The following is a 22,870-nucleotide window of genomic DNA, read 5'->3' on the forward strand; positions in this document are numbered from 1 at the left end:
CACGGCCATTTTGGGCAAAGAAAAACCCCCGAGTTACCGGGGGTTTGCCTGTGGGCGATACTGGGATCGAACCAGTGACCTCTTCCGTGTCAGGGAAGCGCGCTACCGCTGCGCCAATCGCCCATTCTCTGAAAAGACTTTCCAGAAGTGGAGGTGGATACGGGATTCGAACCCGTGTAGACGGCTTTGCAGGCCGCTGCCTCGCCTCTCGGCCAACCCACCACATAAGATTCGTACCAAAAAGAACCGGCCTCACGGCCGATTCCATTCGAGCGGATGACGAGATTCGAACTCGCGACCCTCACCTTGGCAAGGTGATGCGCTACCACTGCGCCACATCCGCACTTGTCAACGTTTCCGCTGACTTGAAAGACTCTAGCCGATTCCGGCCGAACCCGCCGCACCCTCCCCGGCGATTCATCGCGGCGAGCCCGAGGAAGGCCCGACTCCACCTGGATTTCCGGCGCTGTGCGGGCAAAAAAACCCCCACTTTACCGGGGGCTTATCTGTTTCCCAACTCTGTGGGCGATACTGGGATCGAACCAGTGACCTCTTCCGTGTCAGGGAAGCGCGCTACCGCTGCGCCAATCGCCCATTTCCTGAAAGTCATTCCTGTATTTTGACTTCCGGGATTGGAGGTGGATACGGGATTCGAACCCGTGTACACGGCTTTGCAGGCCGTTGCCTCGCCTCTCGGCCAACCCACCACTTGGGATTCATACCGAAAGGAACCGGCGTTTCGGCCGATTCCATTCGAGCGGATGACGAGATTCGAACTCGCGACCCTCACCTTGGCAAGGTGATGCGCTACCACTGCGCCACATCCGCAACTGCCCGCATTTCTGCGCGCTTGGAAGACTCTAGCCGATAGTCCTGTTCATATTCAAACCGAGTCGTTCCGGCGTGTTGAGGCCGCCACGATGTGCGCCTTCCACCCGGTCTGGGTTAGTATCGAGACTCGTGGTTACAGTACGAGGCCACAGGGGCGATTGGCGCAGATGGTAGCGCGCTTCCTTCACACGGAAGAGGTCATCGGTTCGAGTCCGGTATCGCCCACAGCCAAGAAAAAGCCCCGGAGATCCGGGGTTTTTTCCTTTTCTCGGTACGGGTCGGAGACTACCTGCGCGGCGCGGTCAGGCCCGCTTCCCGGAGATCACCCGGGCAAGCCAGACGATCAGCGCGATCACGGCGAGCACGATGCCAACCCAGATGAGGAAGTTGAGCGACTCGACGAACCCTCCGGTGAACAGAAGCGCGATGGCGATGATGGCAACGATGACGAGGAGTACGTTCATCCTGCTCGCCGTCCTTTCTTTTGATTGACGTGCACTGATGGTGTGGAGATGTGGATTCGACTCAATCCGTGACGGCGTCCTTGACGTTCTCTCCGGCCTGCTTGAGGTTTGCCCTGGCCTGTTCAGCCTTGCCCTCGGCTTCCAGCCGCTCGTTGTCGGTCAATTTGCCGGCGGCCTCCTTTGCCTTGCCCACGGCTTCCTCGGCCGTGTTCTTCATCTTGTCCGAAGCACTCATGGGGACCGTCCTTTCACTCGTATCCAGCTTTTGCGGTCAGTATAAAGCTCCCGCCCAAGGTAATCTAGGCTGAAATCCATGGACGGGCTTGTCGATCTCTGGGGGCAACTCTCCGCCCGAAACGAGCCTCTGCCCGCGGTCACGGCCTGGCTGACCATCGCGGCCGCTGCCGTGCTCGTGCTGGTTCCGGCCGCGTGGCGGGTCACCCGCCACGTCATCACGATCGCGCACGAGGGCGGCCATGCGGTGGTCGCGACGGTGAGCGGTCGCCGGCTCGGCGGTATCCGTCTGCATTCCGACACCTCGGGGTTGACCGTCAGCAGCGGACGCCCGCGCGGACCCGGCATGGTGCTGACCCTGCTGGCCGGCTATACCGCCCCTGCCCTGCTGGGGCTCGGCGCCGCACGGATGCTCAGCCTCGGCTACGACATCGGCCTGTTGTGGCTGTCGCTGGCGGCCCTGGCACTGCTGCTCGTGCAGATCCGCAACTGGTTCGGACTGTGGTCCGTCCTCGTTACCGCTGGTCTGGTCTTCGGCATCACCTGGTTCGGCACTCCTCCGGTGCAGAGCGTCTTCGCCCTGCTGATCACGGCGTTTCTGCTGCTCGGGGCTGTGCGCACCGTGGTCGAGCTCCAGCGGTCCCGGTCGCGGAGCCGCGGTACCGCCTCCGACGCCGACCAGCTGGCCCGTCTGACCCACATCCCGGGCGTGGTCTGGGTGGCCGTGTTCTTCACCGCGACGATCGCGTGCGCGGGGTCCGCCGGACGGCTCCTCGGCCTGCTTGCCTGATCCTGCCCCGCGGGGGTGCTGCCGTCAGGAGACCGTCGGCACGGCGTGTTTGAAGCCCACGTGGGACGCGGTGAAGCCCAGCCGTTCATAGAACCGGTGCGCGTCGACGCGCGCTGCGTCCGACGTGAGCTGGACGAGTTGAGCCCCGAAGGCCGGGGCATTCTGCACGGCCCACCGAATCATGGCTCCGCCGAGCCCGCGGCTCCTCTGATCCGAGCGAACCCGGACGGCCTCGATCTGCAACCGGGTGGACCCGACCCGGGCGAGCCCAGGGATGACGGTGAGCTGCATGGTGGCCAGCACCTCGCCCAGGAGCGACGTCGCGACCAGCAGCTGTTGGGCCGGATCTGCGTCGATTGCGGCGAATGCCCGTTCGTAGGCGACGCGATCTTCCGGCCGGTCGGCGTCGTCTCGGGAAGCGCTGATGGAGTCGTCGGCGAGAAGCCCCACGATTGCAGACAGGTCCTGGGACAGGGCGCGCCGAAGGAGCACAGCGCCGGCGGGAAGGGTGAGGGTGACGTCGACCATTCTCCGAGTATCCCAAATGCCGCCTTCGCGTCTGTGCTCAGGTGAGCTGGGCCCGGGTCTGGGCCCGAGCCCCAGCCCGAGTTCCAGCCCCAGCCCTCGCATGCTGACAACTGATCTCGCCCGACTCCAACGCGGCGCGGGCCAGCCCGAAGCGACGCCCCGCCTCGACCGGTTCCGCCCGCCGGGCGAACGCCCCGCCCTACCTTGCCTCGATAGGGTCGGCCCGCGACTCAGCCGGCGGCGCCGAACCAGGTGGTGACCCCGGGCGAATACAGCACGGAATCCGGCTCGCGTCCGGCCAGCCCGGGGAATCCCGCCACGGCGAGCAGGGTGTCGTCAAGGCTCACCAGTTCGGCCTCGAAGAGCTCCCACGGCTCATGGTGGTTGCGCAGGTGCACCGTGCGGCCACGCGTACGGGTGAATAGAGCCCAGCGGGCGGTCAGGAAATCGGCGAGCGGGTCGCCGACGACCGGGCGGGCAGTCGGCCGCACCACGATCTCGGTGTGCGCCCCGGCGGCCAGGTGGCGGCGCGCGGTGTAGCGGTACTCCCCCGCCCCGACCTCAAGCTTGGTGCGGGACCACATGTACGGGATCGAGAACAATGCCCGGGCCGCCAGCACAGCCGCCAGCCGGGAGGCCTCCAGCGAGACGAAGACCACGCCGCGGTGCCCGTTCGCATCCACCGCGTACAGGCGCACGTTCACCTCAACGAAGGTGCCGAAGTAGGGAATGGGCGGACTGCCGAAGACGGTGGCCCGGTCCAGCACGAACGGGATCAGCCCAACCCAGCTAGCGCCGTCGAATTCGTCGGGCACGAGACCGTCCGGCAGCAGCGGAGCCAGGAGAGCGGCGTCCACGCGCCAGTGCACGAACATCAGATTCGACCAGCGCTGGCTCGAGGACGCTCGCCCGGCCAGCAGGGGCGCAACGGCCGAGACCGGGTCCATCGCGGCATCCGTCATCTGGAAATCTCCCCTTGTTCCCGAGCCCATGCGGACCGGACTGCGGCATTCTGTGAACATCAACGGTACTCGCACCGGGACCAGGTCGACGCCTTCGAAATGCGAGCGATCCAGGCGCGAAGGCCTGAATCAGCGCCCGACCTGACTGCGCGCTATGCCTCGACGGCCGGCGCGGCCAGAGCGCTGTCGACGTCGGCCTGCTGGGCGGTCGTGAGTGAGGCCTGTGGCTTGGCGGTTTTGGTCGCGGCCGCTCCGACAGCGGCTCCACCGACGAGGTTGCCGAGCAGTTCCCGGATGCCGATACCCATGGTCGACTTGAGCACGCCGTCGACCTCGGTGATACCGGAAGCGACATTCTTGGTCAGTTGGCTGGCGCCATCCGTGGAGATGACCGTCAGGTTGTCGATGTTCGACATCGGAGCGGCCAGCTCGCGGGCGATCTCGGGCAGCATTTCCACCATGCGAAGCTGGATCAGCGCCTCACTCTGCTCGGCGACGGCCTCGGCGGACAGCCGGGTAGCGGTCGCCTCAGCGGTACCGCGGGCGAGGATGGCGTCGGCTTCGGCCTGCCCCTCCGCGCGGAGGGCCTCGGCGTTGGCGATGCGGCTGTCGCGGTCGGCGTTCGCGCCGGCCACGGCGGCCTCCGCCGCCGCGATGGCGGTCACCCGGATGCGGTACGCCTCGGCGTCGGCGATCGCGTTGACCTCGGACTCAAGCTCGGCCTTGCGGAGAGATGCGCGCCGCTGGGCGGTGAGCTCCTGCTCCTGCACGATGGCCTGCTGGGCCTTGGCCTCGGCCAGCGGCTTGGCCGCGGCGGCTTCGGCGGCGGCCTTGTCGGTGTCCAGCTGCAGCGCCGCTTTCCGAAGTGCGAGCGTGTTCTGGGCCTCGGCGATGGCCTGCTCGGCCAGAATGGCGGCCTCCTGTGCCTCCCGGTTGGCCGCGTGCTCGGCAACCTCGGCCTGGCGCCGCACCTTGGCCTGCTCGGCGCGTCCGAGGTCCCGGATGTAGTCGTTCTCGTCAGTGATGCCCTTAATCTCGAACGAGTCCACGTCGACGCCCTGGTTGGCCAGGGACTCCCGGGCGGTCGCCAGCACCGAGGAGCCGAGCTCGTCGCGCTTCTGGATGATGGTCATCACGTTCGTGCCACCGATCGACGACCGCAGAGATCCCGACAGTACTTCCTGTGCGAAGCCGTCGATGTTCTTGTCCTGGCCGAGAAACCTCTGCGCGGCGGCACGAATGGCGGCCGGGTCGTCGCCGACCTTCACAATGGCGACTGCTTCCACAGTGAGGGTGACGCCGTTCTGGTCCTGGGCGACGGCCGTGATCTCGATCGCCCGGCTGCGCAGGCTGATCTTGAACGCCTTCTGGAAGAACGGGGTGATGAACACACCCTGGCCGTGCACGACGCGTTGCCCGGATTCCTCCAGCGTGGCGCCGTCGACTATGGTCTTCTTCGATTTCTTGCCGGTGATGATCAGGGCTTCGTCCGGCCCGGCGTTCTTGTAGACGCTCTTGGCATAGAACAGGCCGATCAGGAAGACGACGATACCCAGCATGATGAGACCGGGGATGGGGCTGAGCAGGAATTCAAACATGGGGTCCTTCCGTTCCGCCGGCACGAAGATCATGCACGTGGCCTGGCACTTCGCGCGGCGCGCGCGGGCACGAGACCCTCGAAGCCTAGTGGTCCGGGTCAGGCGGAACCATTCCCATTTGGGGGGTGCAGGTCAGAGCAGGCCGCGCTCCTGAGCAATAGTCACGGCCCGGGCGCGGTCGGTGTCCTCAAGCTTCTGATAGATGTTGCGCAGATAAGTTTTGACGGTGTTCGGGCTCACATTGTGCTTGCGGGCGATGTCCGCCACGGATTGATGGAAGGGCAGCTCGCGCAGCAGCACCCGCTCCCGCTCGGTGAGCGGTGCGACCGGGGCAGGGGCCGGGGCTGGAGCTGGGCGATTCTCCCCCGGCGCCTGAGCGGACCGAGTCAGAATCCGGCTTGCAAAACCGTCGAGGTCCCCAACCGCCCGACCCTGGTGCCGAGAAGCGACACCCCGAGCCCGCCCACGGCCAGAAAGGCTCTCTCGACCCGCAGCTGCTCAGCCAGGCGCGGCGCCCGAGCAAGACGGGCATCCGCTTCGGCAGATCGTTCACCCTCCTCGGCGATGCCGGCGAGCACGATCCAGGCGCTCACGAGCGTGGACCCGCGCCAACACCGGGCGGCCGGCGTTGCGGCGGCTTCCAGCCGCCCACCGGCGCCGTGGCGGCCCGGGGCCGGCGGGTACGCGAGGGAGCGGAGCAGCACGGCCTCCAACGAGTCCGCACCCAGCACGTTCTCCACCAGGAGCGTGACACGTCGGGCCTCGGCCCGCCCGTCCAGCGCACCGGTCAGCTCGAACCAGGGAATGCAGCACAGGCTCAGCACACGCGGGTGGGCGTCCGCATTCTCCCGCATCAAGCCGTTCAGACTCTCGAGCACCGATCGCCGCCTCGGGTCCGCCGCCGGTGCCGACAGGGACAGGAAGGTCTGGGCGGGCACGATCAGTCCGGAATCGCACACCAGAGGGTCGGCCGTGACAAGCCGTTCCAGCACGCCCTGCTCGATCGGCTCGCAGCGTTCGTACCGGCGGATCTGGAGCGAGACCGAGGCGCGGGCCGCTGCGCGGTCGAACGCCGCCCCCGCCACGGATGCCGAGGCACCCGTTGCCGGGCGCGCTGCGGCATCCGTCGCCCGAGCGAGTTGATCGTCGATGAGGCCGGCGCGGGCCCAGTCACCCCGGCGGGAGGCCGACACGGCGGCGAGGTCGCCGGCAAGCAGGAACAGCCATTGGTTACCGGCATTCCGCGCGGTCACAGCCACCATTCGCAGTCCCGCTTCGGCTCGCTCCGCCTCGCCCAGACCGGCGCGGCACCAGGTCTCCGCGGTGGCGGCCAGCAGGTCGACACCGAGGTCTCCCCGCCGCCCCGGTGCGGTGCGGACGGCGCCCAGCCTGGCCAGACGGTCGCGGATTTCGTCAGGCGTCGCTGCGAAGAAGGCGGCAAGCGCGTCGATCACGACGGTCAAGATCTCCGCACTGCCGCCGGACGCAAGCCCCACCGCCTCAAGCTCCGCCAGCAGGTGGTCGGCCTGCCCCCGGTCGGGAAAGTAAGGCGCGTCCAGGAGCAGCCTCAGGGACGCCGCCACGGATGCACCTGGGTTCCCGGCGCGCGCGGCCGACTCTGCCAGGGCACGGAGGACGAGGTCTGGCGTTCCCCTGAGCACGAGATCGAGACCGAAAGCATCGAGCATCTCGGCGGCGAGGACGGGCAGCTCGGCAGCAAGCGCCTGCTCGAGAGCGTTTTGACCGTCGGCGCGGCGCGCGAACCACCGGGCCGCGGTCTCGTGAGCCGCCGCCGCCGCCACGAAGTCACGTCGCCGCGCCTCGCCCTGCAGATAGGCCAGCAGGATCGGGTGGATGCGATACGCCCTGGTGTCGTCGCCGCTCTCCCTGGTGATAAGTGCGCTGGGCCCGGCCAGCCGGTCCAGCACAGCCCCGGCATCCGCTCGCTTCGTCACCTCGACGGCCAGGTCGACCGAGAGGGCAGGCCTGACGGCGGCGCGCAGCATCGTGTTCTCGTCACCATCAGCTCAGCCGTCGATGATCTCCGACCGGAGGAAACCGGCCACCGCCGGATCGTCACCGTCGAAATCCACCACCAGCCCTGCGGAATCGTTCCTCCCGTGCAGGAACGGCACGATCAGCATCAGACCGGTCACCCATCCCGCGGTGCGCTGCAGCAGGATCGTCGTCTCCTCGTCCGTCAGGAGGAGACGATGCCCGGCGGCGAGCGCCAGCAGCTCGCTCCGATCGAACGCCAGGTCCGCCGGCGGCACGTCGACCATGGAGCCGTCGCCGCGCAGTCGCGTCGGCCCTGCGCACGGCCGGGTGCGCCCGGCGACCACGAGACGGATGTCCTCGGGCGCCGACGCGACCGGCTCGCCCACCAGCCCCGGCCGATCCGCTTCGACACGGTCCAACCCACCGATGAACACGTACCGGGTGTCCCCGTCGCCTGACACCCCCGAGCGCCGCCCGACCTGCCGCCAGACATCAGCGGGACGGAACCGGCCCGGCTGCGCGCGTACCCAGGTGACCGACTCCCCGTTCCGGTGAAGACGGCCAGCCCAGGAGGCCAGCAGGGTCATCTTCCCGGAGCCTGCCGCAGCCCAAACGCAGACGCAGCGCACTTCGCCGGCGATGAGCCGATGAAATGCACCATCAAGCCGCGGCCGTTCCACCTCAGCGGTCGACGGAGCCGGGATCGGCGTGCCGACCCTCGGTGACGGTGCAGCCGGTGACGACGCTGCAGGTGTCACGGCTCCCGGTGTCAGGGCTGCGCCCGGAAGCACCATCTGAGCCGGTACCCGATGCGAGGTCATAGAGACACGTCCTCCATTCGCGGTCCCGAGTGGTCGTTCAGCCTCGTCACCGTAGCTCTCGGCCTGCCCCACGGTAGGGTGCCCGGTGCACGCCGCACCGCCTGCAGCGGGTTCGAACGTTTGGAATTCACCCGTTTCGGGTGAAGGTGGTCCGGCCGCCTGGACGTAGAACAGTGGCACCCGTCACATTGTGTCGTGGTCGACGCTCAACGCAGGAAAACGGCAGTGCCCGAAGATGAGGAGAAAGTGCCATGGACTTCTGGGAAAACCTGTGGGGGACGATCTGGTTCTTCTTCTGGACCTTCGCGATAGTTTCGTAATTCTTTGCTCTCTTCGGCGTCATCGTCGACCTGTTTCGGGACCGGCAGCTCGGCGGCTGGGCGAAGGCGGCGTGGTTCCTCGTCCTGTTCTTCGTTCCCTTCCTCACCGTGCTGATCTGCGTGATCGCCCGCGGCAAGGGCATGGCGGAACGCAGTTCCACGGAGTCGAGGGAGTACCAGGCGCAGACCGATCAGTACATCCGCAGTGTCGCCGGAACCAGTGCCGGGCCCACGGAGGAGATTGGCCGGGCGAAGGCCCTGCACGATGCGGGCGCGATCACCCCGGCCGAGTTCGACGCCCTGAAGTCCCAGGCGCTGTCGAGGTCGTCCTACACCGAATAGGACAGCCACCCAATAGGACAGCCACCGAATAGGACAGCACGCACAGAGCGGTGGCCTCATCCGTTGAACCGGATGCGCCCACCGCCCTGTGCGTGACCTGATCGAGTGGGGTGCTGCTTCATGGTTAGACGGCGTCGAGCGCGTAGCCCTCTTCACCGTGCACGATGGTGTCCACTCCGGCCACCTCGTCTTCGTTGTTGATTCGGAAGCCGATCGTCTTCTGAATGATCACGCCGATGCCGTAGGCCATCACGAAGGAGAAGATCGCGATGCCGAAGGCTGCGACAAACTGCACCCAGAGCTGGTTGAGGCTGCCGGTGTCGAGCAGGCCGATGCCCGACCCGAAGATACCGATGTAGAGCGTTCCGATCATGCCACCGATGAGGTGGATGCCCACCACGTCGAGCGAGTCGTCGAAGCCCCACTTGAACTTCAGGTCGATGGCAACCGCGCACACCGCTCCGACGAGGACTCCGAGGACGATCGCCCAGAACGGGGTGAGGATGTTACAGGCAGGGGTGACGGCGACGAGCCCGGCGACGGCACCCGAGGCGGCACCGATCGAGGTGGGCTTGCCGTCCTTGATCTTCTCGACGATCAGCCAGCCGAGAATACCGGCGGCGGGAGCGACGAGCGTGTTGATCCAGGCGAGGGCGGCGACACCGTCGACGGCGGCTTCGGAGCCGGCATTGAAACCGAACCAGCCGAACCACAGGAGCGAGGCACCGAGGAGGGTGAGCGGAACGTTGTGGGGCTTGGAGATGCCCTTCTTGAAACCCACCCGCTTGCCGAGCACCAAGGCGAGAGCCAGACCGGCTGCACCGGCGTTGATGTGCACGGCGGTGCCACCGGCGAAGTCGTTGACCCCGAGAGCGGCGGGAGCCCAGCCGTCGGCGAGGTTGAAGACCCAGTAGGCGACCGGGAAATACACCAGGGTCGACCACACGGCGGCGAAGATCAACCAGGCGCCGAACTTGGCACGGTCGGCGATCGCACCAGAGATCAGTGCGACGGTGATGATGGCGAAGGTGGCCTGGAAGCCGGCGAACGCCAGCCCGTTCAGGTCGGGAGAGAGAAATCCGTCTTCCCCGGCGCCGAGCAGCCCACTCAGGCCGAGCAGCCCGGACGGGTTGCCGAGGAAACCGGGGATCAGCGGCGGGCCGAAGACGAGCCCGTAGCCGTAGAGCACCCACAGCACACCGACAACGCCCATCGCGCCGAAGCTCATCATCATCATGCTGATGACGCTCTTCGCCTTCACCATTCCGCCGTAGAAGAAGGCAACACCGGGAGTCATCAGAAGCACGAGGGCGGCCGCGACGAGGAGCCACAGGGAATTGAGATTCAGGGCTATTTCATCAGTTGTGGCGTCCAACAGGACTGACAGTTCAACCATGGATATGGTTACCTCTCGCTACTAACAGTGATTGCCGTCGACGTGCACAGGGTGAGCGGTTGATCGTGTCTCGGCGGGTACAGAGTCAGTTTGGAGTTGTCAGGTTTCGGTGAGTGCGCGCGGATGTTTCGCCCGCGTTACGCGCCGAGCGACGGTGTTAACATCGCGTTTCCGGCAGGCAGAGCGGTGGTCCGGCCCCGATCAGTCGTGGATCAGTCGTGCGGTGGAAGCTCACCTGTGGTCAGCGCCACGAGACGGGACTGGGACCGCTGGTACTTCTTTCGGTAACCGCCGGAGAGCATCTCCTCGTCGAAGACCTCGTTCAGGGGCTGCCCGTTTGCGATGATCGGAATCTCCGCGTCGTAGACCCGGTCGATGAAGGCGACCAGCCTGAGGGCATCCGTCTGGTCGGTCAGCAGGTACACATCGGTCAGGGCGATGACGTCGATGCCGTGGATCAACTTGATGTACTTCGACGGATGCACCGTGCTGAGATGTCGGATCAGGTCGCCGAAGTCGTCCCGGGTCACCGTGGAGCCGCGTTCGACCAGGGCGGGCACCAGTTGGTCCACTTCGTCCCGGGGCACGGCGATGGCGTGGCCCTCGATGTCGCGCCTGCGGTAGTCGAGGCCGTCGATACGCACGATCTCGAAGTTCGCGGACATCGCCTGGATCTCGCGAAGGAAGTCGATCGCGGCGAAACGCCCCTCGCCCAGCGAATTCGGCGGCGTGTTCGACGTGGCGGCGACGCGGGTACCCGAGGCCACGAGCTCGCCCAGAAGCCGGGTCATCAGCATAGTGTCGCCCGGGTCGTCGAGTTCGAACTCGTCGATGCAGATCAGGCGGGCGCCGGAGAGCTGCCTGACGGTGGCTGCGTAGCCGAGTGCTCCCACCAGTGCGGTGTACTCGATGAAGGTGCCGAAGTATTTCGGTCCCGGGGCGGCATGCCAGAGCGCGGCCAGCAGGTGGGTCTTGCCGACGCCGAAACCACCGTCCAGGTAGATGCCCGGCAGCTCCGGCTTGGACTTGCGGGTGCGGGAGAAGAAGCCGCTGGGCCGCTGGGCCAGCCAGGCTCCGGCAAAGGTGCCCAGCCGTTCCACGGCCTCGAGCTGCGAGGGGAAGTTCAGGTCAGGTCGGTACGACGCGAAGGAGGCGTGCTCGAACTGGGGCGGCGGAACCAACTCGGCCACGATCTCCGGCCCGGTGATGCTCGGAGAGCGATCGGCCAAACGTTGCACCTGGCTGAGAGCTTGTGGAGCCATGCTGTAGTACCCGGTTTCTGTGTCGGACTGATAGTCCCGGTCGGAGCATCATCGTTGAAGAACGACCGCGGATGCGATCAGGACCCATACCGCGTAGATTCGAAAACGCGGACCGGTAACCAGCCTAAACCGCGCCCATTTGATTCCAGTGTCCATCGGACGCCACCAGGAGGTTCCCCCCATGTCTGTTGATCTCGATCCGGCACCGAAGTTCATGGCCTACGCCCACCCCGAACGTCTGGTCAGCACCGAGTGGCTGCAGGCGCATCTCGAAACCCCCGGTCTTGTTGTCGTCGAATCGGATGAAGACGTTCTGCTCTACGAAACCGGCCACATCCCGGGAGCCGTGAAAATCGACTGGCACACCGACCTCAATGATCCGGTCGAGCGCGACTTCGTCGACGGTGCCGCCTTCGCCGCAATGCTCAGTGCCAAGGGCATCTCCCGCGACACCACCGTGGTCATCTACGGCGACAAGAACAACTGGTGGGCGGCCTACGCCCTGTGGGTGTTCACCCTATTCGGCCACGAAGACGTCCGCCTGCTCGACGGCGGCCGTGACAAGTGGGTGGCCGAGGAACGAGGCCTCACCCGGGACAAGCCCGTTATCACCCCGACCGTGTACCCGGTCGCCCCGCGCAACGATTCCGCCATCCGCGCATTCCGCGAGGATGTCTTCGCGCACTTCGGGAACCCGCTGATCGACGTGCGCTCCCCCGAGGAGTACACCGGCGAACGCACCCACATGCCGGCCTACCCGGAGGAGGGCGCCCTGCGCGGCGGCCACATCCCGTCGGCAGCGTCGGTGCCGTGGGCGCGCGCCGCTGCACCGGACGCCACCTTCCGCACCCGCACCGAGCTGGACGCCATCTACCGTGACGAGGCCGGCCTCTCCGACGGCGACAACGTCATCGCCTACTGCCGGATCGGCGAGCGGTCCAGCCACACCTGGTTCGTCCTGACCCACCTTCTCGGCTTCGAAGGCGTGCGCAACTACGACGGGTCCTGGACCGAATGGGGTAACGCCGTGCACGTGCCGATCGCGATGGGCACGGAGCCGGGCGCCGCACCTCAGCCCCGCTGAGCCGGCCGGCCCACTCGGATTCCGGGGCCTCACGGCCCGCGCATGGCAGAATGAGTGTTGATGACCGCCACCGAACTTCCCGCCAAACTGGCCGAGATCCGCGATGACTTCCTCGAACTCGAGGAGTCCGACCGGCTGCTGCTGCTGCTTGAGTTCGCCGACGAGCTGCCGGCGCTTCCGCCGCGCTACGCGGAGCACCCGGACCTGCTCGAGCGGGTCGTTGAATGCCAGTCCCCCGTCTTCATGTTCGTCGAGGTGGACGACGAGTCCGCGGTGCACCTCTACGCGACCGCTCCCCGGGAGTCGCCGACGACCCGGGGCTTCGCCTCGATCCTGGCCCAAGGTCTGGATGGGCTCAGCGCCCAGGAGGTGCTCGATGTGCCGGATGACTATCCGAACACGATCGGATTGACGAAAGCGGTGTCTCCCCTGCGCATCCGCGGCATGTCAGCCATGCTCGCCCGCACCAAGCGCCGCCTGCGCGAGGGCGCTGCGTGACCCTGACCCGGGTGTTTCCGGAGCCGGACGCGGGCGGCGATACGGTCGACCTGCCGCGGAGCGTCGACGGGCTCGACCCGGACAGCCGGGATTGGCTGTTGCGGCGCTACGCCCCGGCGCCGGGCGCGTACCTGCGGGTCAACATGATCGCCAGCCTGAACGGCGGCGTGGCCGGGACCGATGGCACCTCGGATTCCCTCTCGAGCCGCCTCGATCGCCGCATCCTAGGTGTGATCAGGGAACTTGCAGACGTCGTCCTGGTCGGCGCCGGCAGTGTCCGTGCGGAGGGGTACGTCGTGCCGGCCCGGACGGCCCTCGCGGTCGTCACCTCCAGCGGAAACCTGGCCGGTCATCGGCTCGAGCACTTTACGAACCGGGACTCCGCACACCCGGAATCCGCGCATCGGCAGCCGGTGTTCATCCTCTGTCCGCGCATCGCAGTCGGCCGGGTGGAGGCCGCCACGGTCGGGGCCCGCACGACCGTCGTGCCGCTCGACGATGAGAACGGTGTCCTCACTCCGTCCACGATTCTCGCGGCCCTCTGCGCCCTCGGCCTCCCGCGCATCGTCTGCGAGGGAGGTCCGGTGCTGGCCGGGCGATTCTTCGCGGCCGACCTGGTCGACGAATTCTGCCTGTCCACGAGCCCCCAGGTAGTGCTCGGCGGCCGGGGGTTGCTCGAATCGGCCACGGCCGGATCCACCGGATTCAGGTTGCGGCAACTTCTTCTGGACGACCAGGGAGCGACTTACGCTCGGTGGGAGCGATCTCGACCAGCCAGTTCGTGATGGCCTGATTCCAACCCTCGCGGTCGTAGTTCCACAGCTTCGTGTGCCGCGCCACCGCGAACGGCAGAAAGGTCACGATGTCGGGTCGGCGCCCGGCCAGGGCGCGGGAGCCGGTCGCGGGCACGAATCCGTCGTCGTCGCTGTGCATCAGGAGCACCGGTAGGTCGAGCTCGGCGGCGCGCGTGACGAAATCGAGGCGTCCGAAGTCGATCGGTTGGGTCTGACCGGTGACGATCTTGCCCCAACGCCGTCCCAGGACCTCCAGAGCACCGCTGGCGATGACCGCGGGCAGGCCGAGCAGGCCGCCGTGGAAGCGCGCGACATCCGCCCAGTCGATCACGGGCGAGTCGAGCACGATGCCGACGATCCGGTCGCGCAGCGTTGATCGCGTCGCGCTCTGCAGCACGATCGCGCCGCCCATGGACCACCCCATCAACACGATCTCGGTCGCACCGCGGTGCACCGCGAACGCGATCGCCGCATCGACATCCTGCCACTCCGCGTCTCCGAGGGAATACCGACCGTCGCCGCTCCGCGGTGCCTCCCCGTCGTTGCGGTACGACACAAGCAGGGACGTGAAGCCCGCATCCCGGAAGACCGGCGCCGCTCGCAGCGTCTCCTGCCGCTGCACCCCGCGCCCGTGCACCTGGATCACCCAGCGGCCGTCCGGCTCCTCGGCCGGGATCAGCCAGGCCGGGGCGTCACCGGCGTCGGTAGAAACGAGCACGTCCTCGAAGGCGAAGCCGAGGTCCCAGGGCCCGAGGTACGAGTAGCCGCCGAGCCGGCCGCGCTCGGCCCGGGCCAGATCCCCGTGATCGACGCGCAGGATGCGCCGCGTCACCTTCGTGGGCGTGAGACGGAGGATCTCGCCCAGGTGGGCGTGTCCTGTATCACCCGAGAACCAGAAGCTGTAATCGCCCTGCAGTACGGAATCCGCCGTGGACTGCAGCGTAATCGTTTCCGCCGCGAGGTCGACGGAGTGGATCCGCACGTCGTCGGAGCGCGTGGTCGAGGGCGTCACAATCCGACGTGCCATCACGGCCGCCAAAACACCGCCCGCGACCCCCAGCAACACCGTTGCCCCGGCGACTGCGATCCCGCTCACCGCCAGAAAACGCCTCGGGTACCGCCCTGAGCCCGCCCGCTCACGCATGACTACCTCCCCTGTCCGGCGTGCCTGTCCGACTCCGCTCGAAAAAAACTCTAGTCTGCACACGTGCCCGAAACACAAGAAACGCTCCCGCCGGAGTTCGCCGCCGCCCGCGCATCCTTCGCACGTGCCCGCATCCGTACGGAGCTTGTGGTCAATGAGATTTCCGCACCCGGAAACCTCGCTCCGCACTCCATCGCCTTCTCGGCCGACGTGACCCCGGTACGTCACGGGAGCGACTCCGATCTCGGGACCGGACGCTTCATCCTGCTTTATGACCCGGCCGAGCCCGAGGAGTGGGGCGGCGCCTTCCGCGTCGTCTGCTTCGCCCAGGCTCCCCTGGAAACCGACATCGGCCTCGACCCGTTCGTCGCGGGGGTCACCTGGTCGTGGCTGGTCGATGCTCTCGACGCCCACGGGGCACGGTATACAGCGGCCTCGGGGACCGCTACTAAGATTATCTCGTCCGGCTTTGGCGAACTTGCCAAGCAGGGCGATGGCGCGCAGATCGAACTGCGAGCCTCGTGGACGCCGCTGGACCACAATCTCGCCGCCCACGTCGAAGGATGGGGCGAGCTGCTCTGCATGCTCGCAGGTCTTCCACCCACTGGCGAAGGAGTCAGCATGTTGTCCACACGCCGAACCGGTCGTGCTTGATCACCAGGTGATCGATACGCGGGACGCCTACCTCGCGGCGACCGCAGTCCTCAGCGCGGGCACGGGCCCGATCGGCATCGACGCTGAACGAGCCTCCGGCTTCACCTACTCCCAGCGCGCCTACCTGATCCAGATCTATCGGCGCGACGCTGGCACATTCCTGTTTGACCCGCCCGCGATCGGCGACTTCCACGAGCTCAACCAGGCTCTGCGCGATGACGAGTGGATTTTCCACGCCGCGAGCCAGGACCTGGCCTGCCTGCGCGAGGTTGGACTTGACCCCCGGCACATCTTCGACACTGAACTGGCCGCTCGCCTGCTCGGAATCCCCCGGGTCGGCCTCGGCACTGTGGTGGAAGAGCTGCTCGGCATCCATCTTGCCAAGGAACACTCCGCCGCCAACTGGTCGACCCGCCCACTGCCGGAGGCCTGGCTGGTCTACGGCGCGCTCGACGTGGAACTGCTTCCCGACCTGCGTGACCGTATGGTCGACATGCTCGCCACAAATTCCAAGACCGACATCGCCGCGCAGGAATTCGCCGCCGTGCTGGCGCGTGAGGCGAAGCCCGTCGGCCCCGAACCCTGGCGCCGCCTTTCCGGCGTGCACTCCATCCGGGGACAGCGCGGTCTGGCCGTGGCCCGGGAATTGTGGCTGGCTCGCGACGCTCTGGCGCAGGAGCTGGATGTGTCCCCCGGCCGGCTCGTGCCCGACGCGTCGCTGACGGCGGCAGCACGGGCAATGCCGGCGAACCGGCAGGCCCTGGCTGATCTGAGGGAGTTCAGCGGCCGTGCGAGCCGCAGCGAACTCGACCGCTGGTGGCGTGCCATCCAGAAGGGCCTGGCGTCAACCGACCTGCCGTCGCTTCGGGGAAACGGCGACCTGCTCCCGCCCCCGCGCGCCTGGTCCGACCGCAATCCCGAGGCTGACCTGCGCTACAAGGCCGCTCGCGCAGCCCTCACCGAGGTCTCCGAGGAGCTCGCCATCCCGCTGGAGAACCTCGTCACCCCGGACTATGTCCGCCGGGTGGCGTGGACGCCGCCCGAGAACGTCGACCCCGCATCCGTCGGTGAGGCGCTCGCGCACCTGGGTGCGCGCACCTGGCAAATTGAAGTGACCGCACAACGGATCGCCGATGCCTTTGTGGATGTCCACCAATCGATCGAGCTCTCTTCGGAAGCGGATTCGTAGGATCCGTCCAAGGATTCGACCCTCCACGGGAGCCCCTTTAGGATCGACCGACACCTGATCGATGATGGAGGCAAAGTGGCCGATAGAACAGAAGTCGTGTTTGTGGACGGGGTTCGTACCCCGTTCGGACGCGCCGGTGAAAAGGGCATGTACTGGAACACCCGGGCGGATGATCTCGTGGTCAAGGCCATGATCGGACTGCTGGAACGCAACCCGTCGGTCCCTGGGGAACGCATCGACGAGGTGGCGATTGCCGCCACCACCCAGACCGGCGACCAGGGCCTCACGCTCGGTCGCACGGCGGCACTGCTTTCCGGGTTGCCGAAGTCGGTACCCGGATTCGCCATTGACCGGATGTGCGCCGGCGCCATGACCGCCGTGACCACTCTCGGAGCCGGGATCGGATTTGGCGCCTACGACCTGGCCATCGCCGGCGGCGTCGAGCACATGGGACGCCACCCGATGGGTTCGGGCGTCGACCCGAATCCGCGTTTCCTGTCCGAGCGCCTGGTCAGCGAGGACGCCCTCAATATGGGTGCCACGGCCGAGCGCATCCACGACCGGTTCCCGGCGTACACCAAGGAGCGGTCCGACCGGTTCGCCCTGCGCAGCCAACAGAAGGTCGCCGCGGCCTATGCCGCCGAGAAGATACAGCCCGACCTGGTGTCGGTTGCGATCCGCAGCGATTCCGGCTGGGGTCTGGCGACCCGCGACGAGGCTCCCCGCCCCGAAACCACGATGGAGGGCCTCGCGACTCTCAAGACCCCCTTCCGTCCCCACGGACGGGTCACTGCCGGCAACGCGTCCGGGCTCAACGACGGTGCCAGCGCCTGCCTCCTCGCCAGCGGCAAGGCCGCCAAGGACCTCGGTCTCACCGTCAAAATGAAGATGGTCAGCTTCGCCTTCGCCGGCGTTGAGCCGGAGGTCATGGGACTCGGCCCGGTCCCCTCTACCGAGAAGGCCCTGCGCAAGGCCGGCCTCAGCATCACGGACATCGGCCTGTTCGAACTCAATGAGGCTTTCGCCGTGCAGGTCATCTCGTTCCTCGACCACTTCGGCATCGACGACGAGGACCCGCGGGTGAACGAGTACGGCGGCGCGATCGCCATCGGACATCCGCTCGCTTCCTCCGGCGTGCGCCTGATGAACCAGCTCGCCCGTCAGTTCAGCGAGCACCCGGAGGTGCGCTACGGCCTCACCGCCATGTGCATCGGCCTCGGCCAGGGCGGCACCGTGATTTGGGAGAACCCGAACTTCAACCGGAAGGCAAGCAAGCGATGAGCAACTACTCCCAACTCGATTTCACCCCGCTGGTCGAGCTGTCGGCCGACGAGGTCGTCACCCACTGCTACGTACACGATGTGCCTCTGTCCGGTGGAAGGACCCTGGCGCTGGTCACGCTCGACAATGGCCGGGACCACACCCGCCCGAACACGCTCGGCCCGAACACCCTGCTCGAGTTCGCCATGGCGATGGACCTTCTCCGGGAACGCGCCGCCCTCGGCGACATCCACGGCGTCGCCGTCACCGGCAAACCATTCATCCTCGCCGCCGGCGCCGACCTGAGCAAGGTCAGCGAGATCCCATCGCTCGCGACGGGCAAGCTGCTGGCCCAGTTGGGCCACTATGCGCTGGGCAAGCAGGCCGAACTGGGTGTGCCCTCCTTCGTGTTCATCAACGGGCTCGCACTGGGGGGCGGGCTGGAGATCGCCCTCAACGCCGATTACCGCACCGTCGACGCGACCGTGCCCGCGATCGCGCTGCCCGAGGTCTCCCTTGGGCTGATCCCGGGCTGGGGCGGCTCCTACCTGCTGCCCAACCTGATCGGCATCGAGAACGCGCTCAAGGTGATCATCGAGAATCCGCTCAAGCACCGCACGCTCAAAGCGGCGGATGCTCTCGAGCTGGGCATCGCCGACGTGCAGTTCGCCTCGGCCAGGTTCCTTGAACAGTCCATCGAGTGGGCCGATGGCGTGATCGCCGGAAAGACAAAGGTCGCCCGGCCCAATACGCCCGGCAAGGTCGAACGGCTCGTGAAATGGGATGTGGCCGTGGGCGTGGCCCGCAAGATGCTGGAAAACCGCATCGGAACCGTCGCCCGGTCGCCGTACATCGCCCTCGACCTGCTCAAAGCAGCCAAGAGCGGATCTCGCCAGGAAGGGTTCGAGCGGGAAGACGACTCCTTGGCCGAACTCATCGCCGGAGACCAGCTGCAGGCCAGTATTTACGCTTTCAACCTGGTGCAGAAGCGAGCCAAGCGGCCGGCCGGTGCGCCGGACAAAGCCCTTGCCCGCCCGATAAAGAAGGTAGGCGTCATCGGCGCCGGCCTGATGGCCAGCCAGTTCGCCCTTCTCTTCGTGCGTCGCCTGCGCGTGCCCGTAGTCATCACTGACCTCGACCAGGCCCGCGTCGACAAGGGCGTCGCGTACATCCACGGCGAGATCCTCACCCTGGAGACCAAGAACCGTATCTCCCCCGACGAGGCCAACCGGCTCCGCGCTCTGGTCACGGGAACGACAGACAAGGCACAGTTCGCCGACGCCGACTGGGTGATCGAGGCCGTCTTCGAGGAACTCGGAGTGAAGCAGGATGTCTTCGCCGAAATCGAGAAGCACATCTCTCCCGACGCCATCCTCGCCACCAACACCTCGTCCCTCTCGGTCGAACAGATCGGTGCGAAGCTGGCCCACCCCGAGCGCCTGGTCGGTTTCCACTTCTTCAACCCGGTGGCGATCATGCCGCTGATCGAGGTCGTGAACACCCCGCGGACCAACGACGCCACTCTCTCCACGGCGATGGTCGTGGCAGCCAAATTGCGAAAGAACGCGGTCATCACCCGGGACACCCCCGGGTTCGTCGTGAACCGCCTCCTGGCGAAGCTCCTGGGTGAGGCCATGCACGCCGTCGACACCGGAACCCCGTTCGAGGTCGTCGATGGGTCACTGGCTCCGTTCGGGATGCCGATGACCCCTTTCGAGCTGCTCGAGCTGGTCGGCCTCAAGGTCGGCGCACACGTTCTGGACACCCACCATGCCGCATTCCCGGACCGGTTCTTCGAGAGCGCGAACCTGCATAAGCTGGCCGAGCACGGAACCATTCTGGAGCGCGACGCCAAGGGCAGGATCAAGGGCTTCGACAAGGGCGCCGTCAAGATCGTCGCGGGCGGGCAGACCCCGATGACAGCCGAGCAGATCCTACGCCGGATCGAGGACGGCCTCGCCGATGAAATCAAGCGGATGCTGGACGACGGCGTCGTGCACGCCGCGGAGGACATCGACCTGTGCATGATCCTCGGGGCCAACTGGCCGTTCCAGATGGGCGGGATCACGCCCTACCTCGACCGCGTCGGCGCGAGCGAACGGGTCTTCCAGGGCACGTTCCACACCCCACCGATCCGCGGCGTCGCTGCCGCGGCCCTGCCTGCCACCCGCACGACCGTAGGCGACTGACTGCATCCACTCCGCCGACCCGTAACCTCGGCTCCTTTCTCTTCACGGAAGGGGAGCCGAGGTCGTGGCTCGGCGCGGTGGTCGGCGGTATTTTTGTGCGGCCGGCGGGGCCGGAAGGGTGAGGCCCGCCAAGTGTGGGCGTTGGGGGTCGCACGGGCCGGGGTTTCCGAACCGGGCGTTTCCCTTGCCGACGTAGACGATCAGGGGACCTCGATGTGGGGTGGACGTGCAATCCACGCCCCATCCGAGTCCGGGCCCGGCCCGGCCCGACCAGCAACTCTACCCTGAACGAATTCGACGGAGATTTTGGATTTTGGCGGATTTGGCCCACAAACCCCCGAGAAAGCGGTTTCCCCAGGATCTCCGTCGAATTGGCTCGACGCCGGGCACGGCACCCCGCCTGTGATGAACAGCGACCACGGGGTGATCTCAGCCCCAGCCTTCCGAAAACGACACAACCATTCGATAGGGAATCACCTAGTCGTGCTGAAGGTTTGCCGGGATGCTGGCGGTGTCGGCGCGGTCCGCCGGCAGGGGCCGCGCATGCGGGATCTTGCTGCCGAGCACCATTGCGACGACATCGCGGGCGATGCGCTGCGGGGTCAGCCCAACACGGTCGAGGATCTCGGCGCGGGTGCCGTGGTCGAGGAATTCGTCGGGCAGCCCCAGTTCGGTGACCGCCGTGTCCACGCCGGCTTCACGCAGATCTTGGCGGACACGGGTGCCGACGCCGCCGACCCGGACGCCGTCCTCGATGGTCACGACGATGCGGTACTCCGCGGCCAGGGCCACGATGCTCCGCGGTACCGGGACGACCCAGCGCGGGTCGACGACGGTGGCTCCGATGCCCTGGGCTGCGAGCCGGTCCGCCACATCGAGACCGATCGTGGCCATCGGCCCGACGGTGACGATCAGCACGTCTTTCTGGGCTGATTCCAAGAGCACGTCTACGCCGTCGCCCAGGCGGCGCACGGCGTCGATTGGTGCGCTCACGCTGCCCTTGGGGAAACGCAGCACAGTGGGCGCGTCGTCGACGGCCACGGCCTCTTCGAGCTCCTCTGCCAGGCGCACCGAGTCCCGAGGTGCCGCGAGGCGGATCCCGGGGACGACCTGAAGGATCGCCAGGTCCCAGATGCCGTGATGGCTGGGACCGTCGGGCCCGGTCACCCCGGCCCGGTCGAGCACGAATGTGACGCCGGCCTTGTGCAGGGCGACATCCATCAGGACCTGGTCGAACGCCCGGTTGATGAAGGTGGCATAGAGCGCGACGACCGGGTGCAGGCCACCGAAGGCGAGGCCGGCGGCACTGGTGACCGCGTGCTGCTCGGCGATGCCCACGTCGTGCACCCGGGCGGGGAATCTCTCGGCCATCTTGTGCAGGCCGGTGGGACGGAGCATGGCCGCGGTGATGCCCACGATCTTCGGATCGAGTGTGGCAAGGCGCAGCAGCTCGTCGGCGAACACCGACGTCCAGGAGGGTGCGCCGGCGGATTCGGTGGACTCCCCTGTTTCCGGGTCGATCTGGCCGACCGCATGGAACTGGTCGGCGGTGTCCTGAACGGCCGGGTCGTAACCCTTACCCTTCTGGGTGATCGCGTGCACGATCACCGGCGCGCCGTAGCCCTTGGCCTGATGGAGCGCCTCGACCATCGCCGCCATGTCGTGGCCGTCGATCGGGCCGATGTACTTAATGTCGAGGTTGGAGTAGAGCGCCTCGTTGTTGGAGAACCGGGCGAGGAAGCCGTGCATGCCGCCGCGCACGCCGCGGAAGAACGCCCGGGCGGGCGCGCCCATCCGTTCGAAGGCCTGACGGCTGGTCAGATAGGCACTGTGGTACGCCTGTCGGGTGCGCACGGTGTTCAGGAAGCGGGCCATGCCGCCGATGGTGGGCGCGTAGGAGCGGCCGTTGTCATTCACGATGATGATCAGGCGACGGGTGTTGTCGTCGCTGATGTTGTTGAGGGCTTCCCAGGTCATGCCCCCGGTCAGGGAGCCGTCGCCGACGACCGCGATCACATGGCGGTCGCTCTGCCCGGTCATCTCGAAGGCTCGGGAGATACCGTCAGCCCAGGACAACGAGCTGGAGGCGTGGGAACTCTCCACGATGTCGTGCTCGGACTCGCGCCGCTGCGGGTAGCCGGCCAGGCCACCGGCCTGGCGGAGGAGGCTGAAGTCCTGGCGCCCGGTGAGCAGCTTGTGCACGTAGGCCTGGTGTCCGGTATCGAAGACAATGGCGTCACGCGGGGATTCGAAGACCCGGTGCAAAGCGATGGTCAGCTCGACCACGCCGAGGTTCGGACCAAGGTGCCCGCCGGTCTTGGAGACTTCCCGAACGAGGAACGCCCGCACCTCGGCCGCGAGCTGGACGAGCTGTTCCATCGAGAGGCGATCCAGATCTCTCGGCCCGAAAATCGTGTCCAGTAGCGCCATCGATAACACCTTTCACGTTGCGCTATCCGCCATCAGAAAACCGGCGCATAGATTCGGTCAAGCCGAGTCTACGCGCCGGTTT

21 protein-coding genes and 7 tRNA genes are annotated in these 22,870 nt (G+C 66.8%); 10 read left to right on the plus strand and 18 right to left on the minus strand.

The window, feature by feature from the left end:
- Nucleotides 1-51: 51 nt before the first annotated feature.
- From CXY81_RS11405 to CXY81_RS11430, 6 genes are all read right to left on the minus strand, one after another.
- Nucleotides 52-123: transfer RNA gene (locus tag CXY81_RS11405), tRNA-Val, on the minus strand.
- A 25-nt stretch (nt 124-148) separates the two neighbouring features.
- Nucleotides 149-222 (minus strand) — tRNA-Cys (locus CXY81_RS11410).
- Nucleotides 223-271: 49 nt separating this feature from the next.
- Nucleotides 272-343 (minus strand) — tRNA-Gly (locus tag CXY81_RS11415).
- A 179-nt stretch (nt 344-522) separates the two neighbouring features.
- Nucleotides 523-594 (minus strand) — tRNA-Val (locus CXY81_RS11420).
- 39 nt (nt 595-633) lie between these two features.
- Nucleotides 634-707: transfer RNA gene (locus CXY81_RS11425), tRNA-Cys, on the minus strand.
- Between the two features lie 49 nt (nt 708-756).
- Nucleotides 757-828, minus strand: a tRNA-Gly gene (locus tag CXY81_RS11430).
- A gap of 155 nt (nt 829-983) precedes the next feature.
- Between CXY81_RS11430 and CXY81_RS11435 the strand changes: the two genes are divergently transcribed.
- Nucleotides 984-1,056, plus strand: a tRNA-Val gene (locus tag CXY81_RS11435).
- Between the two features lie 77 nt (nt 1,057-1,133).
- Here the strand turns inward: CXY81_RS11435 and CXY81_RS16690 are convergent.
- The gene (locus CXY81_RS16690; RefSeq protein ID WP_166786551.1) at nt 1,134-1,295 is read right to left on the minus strand and encodes a hypothetical protein; all 162 of its coding nucleotides are present in this window, start codon (nt 1,293-1,295) and stop codon (nt 1,134-1,136) included.
- 61 nt (nt 1,296-1,356) lie between these two features.
- Nucleotides 1,357-1,530, minus strand: coding sequence for a CsbD family protein (locus CXY81_RS11440; protein ID WP_104171043.1), 174 nt, complete (start codon nt 1,528-1,530; stop codon nt 1,357-1,359).
- A 78-nt stretch (nt 1,531-1,608) separates the two neighbouring features.
- Here CXY81_RS11440 and CXY81_RS11445 point away from each other — a divergent pair, with 78 nt between their 5' ends.
- Entirely contained in the window at nt 1,609-2,319 is a 711-nt protein-coding gene (locus CXY81_RS11445; protein WP_104194895.1) for a M50 family metallopeptidase, read from the plus strand.
- A 24-nt stretch (nt 2,320-2,343) separates the two neighbouring features.
- On the opposite strand, the gene CXY81_RS11450 is transcribed toward CXY81_RS11445, so the two are convergent.
- The 6 genes from CXY81_RS11450 to CXY81_RS11475 form a co-directional block, all read right to left on the minus strand.
- Nucleotides 2,344-2,847 carry a GNAT family N-acetyltransferase gene (locus CXY81_RS11450; RefSeq protein ID WP_104194896.1) on the minus strand — a complete coding sequence of 168 codons (504 nt, stop codon included), beginning with the start codon at nt 2,845-2,847 and terminating at the stop codon, nt 2,344-2,346.
- Between the two features lie 230 nt (nt 2,848-3,077).
- Entirely contained in the window at nt 3,078-3,809 is a 732-nt protein-coding gene (locus tag CXY81_RS11455; RefSeq protein WP_104194897.1) for a YqjF family protein, read from the minus strand.
- A 152-nt stretch (nt 3,810-3,961) separates the two neighbouring features.
- Entirely contained in the window at nt 3,962-5,407 is a 1,446-nt protein-coding gene (locus CXY81_RS11460) for a flotillin family protein (RefSeq protein ID WP_158250210.1), read from the minus strand.
- A gap of 132 nt (nt 5,408-5,539) precedes the next feature.
- Complete coding sequence (locus CXY81_RS16695; protein WP_104194898.1) at nt 5,540-5,800, minus strand: response regulator transcription factor; 261 nt, start codon at nt 5,798-5,800, stop codon at nt 5,540-5,542.
- Nucleotides 5,794-7,413: a hypothetical protein gene (locus tag CXY81_RS11470; protein ID WP_104194899.1), complete on the minus strand. Its 1,620-nt coding sequence runs from the start codon at nt 7,411-7,413 to the stop codon at nt 5,794-5,796. Before CXY81_RS11470 ends, CXY81_RS16695 begins: the two co-directional genes overlap by 7 nt.
- A 21-nt stretch (nt 7,414-7,434) precedes the next feature.
- A complete protein-coding gene (locus tag CXY81_RS11475) occupies nt 7,435-7,992 on the minus strand; it encodes a hypothetical protein (protein WP_104194900.1) in 558 nt (185 codons plus the stop codon).
- Nucleotides 7,993-8,654: 662 nt separating this feature from the next.
- On the opposite strand from CXY81_RS11475, the gene CXY81_RS17530 reads away from it, so the two are divergent.
- Nucleotides 8,655-8,888, plus strand: coding sequence for an SHOCT domain-containing protein (locus tag CXY81_RS17530; protein WP_369828380.1), 234 nt, complete (start codon nt 8,655-8,657; stop codon nt 8,886-8,888).
- A 124-nt stretch (nt 8,889-9,012) separates the two neighbouring features.
- Here CXY81_RS17530 and CXY81_RS11485 read toward each other — a convergent pair whose 3' ends face one another.
- Nucleotides 9,013-10,284 (minus strand): ammonium transporter, encoded by a 1,272-nt coding sequence (locus CXY81_RS11485; RefSeq protein WP_104194901.1) that lies wholly within the window; start codon nt 10,282-10,284, stop codon nt 9,013-9,015.
- 212 nt (nt 10,285-10,496) lie between these two features.
- On the minus strand, nt 10,497-11,546 hold the full coding sequence (zapE, locus tag CXY81_RS11490; RefSeq protein ID WP_104194902.1) for a cell division protein ZapE: 1,050 nt from the start codon (nt 11,544-11,546) through the stop codon (nt 10,497-10,499).
- A 181-nt stretch (nt 11,547-11,727) separates the two neighbouring features.
- Here zapE and CXY81_RS11495 point away from each other — a divergent pair, with 181 nt between their 5' ends.
- Genes CXY81_RS11495 through CXY81_RS11505 form a run of 3 tightly spaced genes read left to right on the plus strand, consistent with a single transcriptional unit; the run spans nt 11,728 to nt 13,913 of the window.
- A complete protein-coding gene (locus CXY81_RS11495) occupies nt 11,728-12,630 on the plus strand; it encodes a sulfurtransferase (protein WP_104194903.1) in 903 nt (300 codons plus the stop codon).
- Nucleotides 12,631-12,690: 60 nt separating this feature from the next.
- Nucleotides 12,691-13,128 (plus strand): SufE family protein, encoded by a 438-nt coding sequence (locus CXY81_RS11500; RefSeq protein ID WP_104169741.1) that lies wholly within the window; start codon nt 12,691-12,693, stop codon nt 13,126-13,128.
- Entirely contained in the window at nt 13,125-13,913 is a 789-nt protein-coding gene (locus CXY81_RS11505; protein WP_233194140.1) for a dihydrofolate reductase family protein, read from the plus strand. Before CXY81_RS11500 ends, CXY81_RS11505 begins: the two co-directional genes overlap by 4 nt.
- Here CXY81_RS11505 and CXY81_RS11510 read toward each other — a convergent pair.
- Nucleotides 13,834-15,018: a S9 family peptidase gene (locus CXY81_RS11510; RefSeq protein ID WP_158252052.1), complete on the minus strand. Its 1,185-nt coding sequence runs from the start codon at nt 15,016-15,018 to the stop codon at nt 13,834-13,836. The two genes, CXY81_RS11505 and CXY81_RS11510, sit on opposite strands and share 80 nt — an antisense overlap.
- A gap of 111 nt (nt 15,019-15,129) precedes the next feature.
- Between CXY81_RS11510 and CXY81_RS11515 the strand changes: the two genes are divergently transcribed.
- The 4 genes from CXY81_RS11515 to CXY81_RS11530 all read left to right on the plus strand — a co-directional run bounded on the left by CXY81_RS11515 (nt 15,130) and on the right by CXY81_RS11530 (nt 20,358).
- Nucleotides 15,130-15,720, plus strand: a complete 591-nt coding sequence (locus tag CXY81_RS11515; protein WP_104169739.1) for a DUF3000 domain-containing protein — start codon at nt 15,130-15,132, stop codon at nt 15,718-15,720.
- On the plus strand, nt 15,713-16,909 hold the full coding sequence (locus CXY81_RS11520) for a ribonuclease D (protein WP_104194904.1): 1,197 nt from the start codon (nt 15,713-15,715) through the stop codon (nt 16,907-16,909). Before CXY81_RS11515 ends, CXY81_RS11520 begins: the two co-directional genes overlap by 8 nt.
- Before the next feature lie 75 nt (nt 16,910-16,984).
- Nucleotides 16,985-18,190 (plus strand): thiolase family protein, encoded by a 1,206-nt coding sequence (locus CXY81_RS11525; protein ID WP_104169737.1) that lies wholly within the window; start codon nt 16,985-16,987, stop codon nt 18,188-18,190.
- Nucleotides 18,187-20,358, plus strand: a complete 2,172-nt coding sequence (locus tag CXY81_RS11530; protein ID WP_104169736.1) for a 3-hydroxyacyl-CoA dehydrogenase NAD-binding domain-containing protein — start codon at nt 18,187-18,189, stop codon at nt 20,356-20,358. The genes CXY81_RS11525 and CXY81_RS11530 overlap by 4 nt, the downstream gene beginning before the upstream one ends.
- 477 nt (nt 20,359-20,835) lie before the next feature.
- On the opposite strand, the gene dxs is transcribed toward CXY81_RS11530, so the two are convergent.
- A complete protein-coding gene (dxs, locus tag CXY81_RS11535) occupies nt 20,836-22,788 on the minus strand; it encodes a 1-deoxy-D-xylulose-5-phosphate synthase (RefSeq protein ID WP_104169735.1) in 1,953 nt (650 codons plus the stop codon).
- Nucleotides 22,789-22,870 lie beyond the last annotated feature (82 nt).

Source organism: Cryobacterium sp. M25 (assembly GCF_002929635.1).
Taxonomy (GTDB): domain Bacteria; phylum Actinomycetota; class Actinomycetes; order Actinomycetales; family Microbacteriaceae; genus Cryobacterium; species Cryobacterium sandaracinum.